Origin of the sequence: Enterobacter cloacae complex sp. IR5422 (assembly GCF_049238165.1) — a bacterium.
Lineage (GTDB): Bacteria > Pseudomonadota > Gammaproteobacteria > Enterobacterales > Enterobacteriaceae > Enterobacter > Enterobacter roggenkampii.
On record NZ_JBMKHT010000098.1, the window covers coordinates 1 to 4,106 of the forward strand.

General features: G+C 51.4%; 6 protein-coding genes. 3 read left to right on the plus strand and 3 right to left on the minus strand.

The genetic code is table 11. The features are described 5' to 3' along the window. Positions 1–312: 312 nt before the first annotated feature. The 3 genes from tssD to ACOTXT_RS22240 are packed head-to-tail and all read left to right on the plus strand — an operon-like array spanning position 313 to position 1,757. On the plus strand, positions 313–798 hold the full coding sequence (gene tssD / locus ACOTXT_RS22230) for a type VI secretion system tube protein TssD (protein WP_023345186.1): 486 nt from the start codon (positions 313–315) through the stop codon (positions 796–798). 9 nt (positions 799–807) lie between these two features. Next, positions 808–1,173, plus strand: a complete 366-nt coding sequence (locus ACOTXT_RS22235) for a tlde1 domain-containing protein (RefSeq protein ID WP_023345185.1) — start codon at positions 808–810, stop codon at positions 1,171–1,173. Further along, positions 1,137–1,757, plus strand: coding sequence for a hypothetical protein (locus ACOTXT_RS22240; RefSeq protein ID WP_236251081.1), 621 nt, complete (start codon positions 1,137–1,139; stop codon positions 1,755–1,757). The genes ACOTXT_RS22235 and ACOTXT_RS22240 overlap by 37 nt, the downstream gene beginning before the upstream one ends. 32 nt (positions 1,758–1,789) lie before the next feature. On the opposite strand, the gene ACOTXT_RS22245 is transcribed toward ACOTXT_RS22240, so the two are convergent. The 3 genes from ACOTXT_RS22245 to ACOTXT_RS22255 all read right to left on the minus strand — a co-directional run bounded on the left by ACOTXT_RS22245 (position 1,790) and on the right by ACOTXT_RS22255 (position 3,949). Continuing rightward, entirely contained in the window at positions 1,790–2,233 is a 444-nt protein-coding gene (locus ACOTXT_RS22245; protein WP_055322122.1) for an acetyltransferase, read from the minus strand. Positions 2,234–2,299: 66 nt separating this feature from the next. Beyond that, the gene (locus tag ACOTXT_RS22250) at positions 2,300–3,346 is read right to left on the minus strand and encodes a class I SAM-dependent methyltransferase (protein ID WP_421625463.1); all 1,047 of its coding nucleotides are present in this window, start codon (positions 3,344–3,346) and stop codon (positions 2,300–2,302) included. Between the two features lie 78 nt (positions 3,347–3,424). Further along, a complete protein-coding gene (locus ACOTXT_RS22255; RefSeq protein ID WP_008500115.1) occupies positions 3,425–3,949 on the minus strand; it encodes a lipocalin family protein in 525 nt (174 codons plus the stop codon). Between the last annotated feature and the right edge of the window lie 157 nt (positions 3,950–4,106).

Here is a 4,106-nt window from a genome sequence, read left to right on the forward strand (position 1 = left end):
CAGGGCCAAAATCAGCCACGAAGAGACGATTTTGGGCTGAAAATTGGAAAATTGAGCCACAGGACGTCGATAAAGGACGGTTTGGGGCGTCATATCGGGAGCTGCGGACCACTTAATCGCAACTTCCCTTACGATGGCAACGAAATCATAATTCAACGTTATAATCTTTAAAAACCCATCTGAGAAACGTATACATCGCAAAGAGCAGTTTTAAATCCCACTTCCATATTTTATTTTCTATTTTGAAATGAAAGTCACAATTTAAATCTATAATGAAGAGTAGTTTCCCTCAGTCTATAAAAGGAGATTGAGATGGCTATACCTGTTTACTTATGGCTCGAGGATGATTCAGGCCGGAGGATTAATGGATCTGTCGATATAAAGGGTCGCGAAGGTTCAATAGAAGTGATTGAATTTATGCATTCTATAGAACAGCCTATAGATAAATTCTCCGGAAAAATCACAGCAAAACGCATTTGTAGTACCTATGCATTCATGAAAGAGATTGATTCATCATCCTCATATCTATACAAAGCCTTGTGCACTGGGCAAACGCTAAAAAAAGCAGAGTTCATATTTTACAGGATCAACTATAACGGACTCGAAGAGGCTTACTTTAAGACAACGTTAGAAAATGCAAGAGTTGTTCAAATTGAACCTGTCATGTTTGATATTAAACATCCGCAAAACGAACACTATACACACCATGAATATGTAGATCTAATATATGAAAAAATCACATGGCACTACATTGATGGAAACATCATTCACTCTGATACCTGGAAAGAACGCGCTTAAGGAGAAAGTATGTCCTGGGAATATGATGTAAAAGAGCATAAATTTTATCTGGATGGTATTTACCAATTTGATGCAGATTATGCAGGTGCAAGTGGTTACAAAAACGATCCGTCACAAGAATGTGTAAAAAACAGCGGACCTTTGCCGAGGGGTACCTACACTATTGGGTCCCCCCATAATTCTGCTCATACTGGAAAATACACTCTTAGCCTCACGCCCTACTCTACAAATGATATGTGCGGTAGAGACTCATTTAAAATTCATGGTAAAAGCAGTTTGCACCCTGACGACTCTTCAGAGGGCTGCATCATTGCACCTCTGAGTGCCAGAAGGAGTATATGGAAAAGCAACGATACGGTATTGATTGTCAAATGAAGTATTTATTTTGTTTCTTGCCATTACTCATAGCAGCCAGTGCGTACGTCTCAGCAACCGAAATGAGTGGCTTCGCGTCCCAGTATTACGATGAAGACGACTCACTGACGGAAAATTCAACGACAGTACCCCTTTTCCCAACCATCACTATAGGCAATAAAACCTTGCAAATGGAGGCTACTCACCTGTCAGACATCACCAGTTCCCCCGTTAACAAAGACAGTTCCGCGCGCTGGATCTGCCTCCATGACGACGATGGCACGAATTACTGGTTCATCTCGGATAACGAAATGGGTGCAGGATTGTTAACGGCACTAGCCATAGCCAGGGATGGGATTCATAAAGAGTGTGCAAAAACAACGGAACCTGTCAAAGTCTCAGTCGCTAATGTTCCGTTGTTGAATGCTACTCACGGGAATTTAGTTAAACTGTTCGGTAATAAGGAGATCGCCAAAAAGAAAGCGATGCTCTTTTATCATGAGACACAAGTGCAGGATGGATTCATCCAGAGTAATACGGTCTCTTATTACTTCGATGGCGAAAAAGTGCGTGGCGTAATCATCGGGCAAATTACCAGTAACTAGCTTGCAGACTCCCTCTCCAGAGGGAGGGGGCGTTAAACCTGCCCGCCCAACTGCATATGCAGCAACGGAAACGGATTCCCTTGCCCGTCCACTTCCGAGCGTCCGACCTGCTCAAACCCCATATGGCGATAAAACGCGACGCCCTGCGGGTTCTGCTCATTCACATCCACTTCGTTCGCGCCGAACGCTGCGATGGCGTGTTGCAGCAGCAATTTCCCGACGCCCTTCCCGCGGCTCGCGTCGTCAACAAACAACATTTCAATGCGGTTTTCATCCACGCCTAAAAAGCCGTGAATAACGCCTGCGTCATCGCGAGCAATCACAACCTTGAGATTTGGCAGATAGGCGTTGAGCAATAGCGGGCGCAGCGCCGCAATATCGCTTTCCTGTAAAAAGTGATGGGTGGCGCGGACGGAGGATTCCCAGATCGCGACCAGACGCTCGAAGTGTGTGGGGAGTGCGGTTTCAATTTTCATGGGGGAGATCATGATTGGAAAATCCTACTAATGCAAATCACTCTATGCGGCCTGTTCCCCCTCACCCTAACCCTCTCCCACAGGGAGAGGGAACTGACCGTGCGATTTTTCATCCCCTACCCTGATCTCCATCACCGCATACACCCCGTCCTTCGGCACCACCACGGTGACGTTTTCCACCGGCACGCCCGCCGCGAGGTGGATGTCCTGCAGCTGCTGTAACGACCTCGGGTGAATATCCTCCCAGCCGATACCCCGCAGCACAAAGTCAATCTGCGGGCTGCTGGTGAGCATGTTCGACACAATCACCGCGCCGCCGGGTTTGACCAGCCGCAGCGCGCGCTGGAGAAAAATCACCGCGTCGGTATCGTTGAAGTATTCGAAAATCCCCAGCGCGTCGACCAGTTCGGCCTGATGCTCGCCCAGCTCCAGCAGCAGGTCCTCGTTACGCACCAGCGTATGGAGCAGGTTGCGCCTGAGCAGCGTCAGCTGTTCGCCCACCACAATGCCTTCCTGCGCCGCCATGGTTTCCGCCCAGCTCAGCGCTACGGGATCTTTGTCCACCAGGGTGAGATAGACCTGCTGACCGTCGAGCTTTGCTTCGCGCAACGCCTCCAGCACCGGAATGGCGGCACCGCTCGCCAGGCTGACCCAGTTGTTCTCGCTTTCATTATGAATGTACTTATCCACCAGCGCGGCCAGCACCCGGGCGCGGGAGCGCACGCCAATCGCATCGTTAGCGTGGATAAACCACTGGCGGCTGTCGCTGTCCATTTTTGTGCCGTCGGGCAGGCGGTCCTCCAGCGGGTTTTGCACCACAAACAGCGCCAGCGCGGAGGGGACCAGCCGGGTGCGCCACGCGGTGAGCGCCGGACGGTTGCGGAAGGCCTGTTCGGAATAGCGGTTCTGCGGAACAAGCACGGCCAGCACCCCTTCGTCGTATTCCACCCGCGGCGGCCGAAGCGCCGGCTCCGCTTTCAAGGCGCGGTCAAGGGAGGCGATCTCACGGGCAGCATCGTCTTTCATCGGCCACTGGTCGCTGACGTCGGGAAATGACGCGCTGAAAATCGTCATATTTTCCGGTGCATCGCCGCGAAAAGGCTGCCAGTTCATGTCGTCTTCCCTCCGTTAGGCTTTTAACGGAAGTCTATCCAGGCGTGCCAGTAATGCCCCAGGAAGAAAGCACGATTTTTATTGTTTCACCCACACCAGCTGGTCAACCCGGAAGCCCAGGCTGCGCGCGGTGTTCAGGTAATCCTGCTTCACCGCATCCGGGATGGTCGGCGTACGCGACAGGATCCACAGATAGTCGCGGTTCGGGCCGCTTACCAGCGCGTACTGGTACTTATCGTCCAGCCTGATCACGTTATACCCGCCGTAGAACGGGCCGAAGAAGGAGACCTTCAGCGCGGCCGTGGTCGGCTCGCCGGTAAAGTACGCTTTGCCTTCGCTCTCATTCCACTTGTTCTTCACCGGATCGTAGCCCCGGTTGAGCACGCTAATACCGCCGTCGCTGCGCTTGCCGTAGGTCGCCGTCACCTGCTCAAGGCCGCGTTCGAAGCGGTTTTCCAGACGGGCGACTTCGTACCATTTGCCGAGATAGCGGCTGGCTTCGAAGTTGGTAATAGGCTGCACGCCTTTCGGCGGCGTGGGGGATTTACAGGCGACCAGCGTCAAAGCAATCGCAACACCGGTCACAACAGGCCATAGCTTCATGAGAATTCCTTTCATTTGCACGGTTGGATGTTAAGGAAGGTGCGAATAAGTCCGAGATGTGAGATCATCGTGTTGTAACCTGAACCCAGAATGAGTAACCGGATGAGCCAGCAACTGACTTTTGCCGACAGTGAGTTTTCCAGTAAACGCCGCCAGA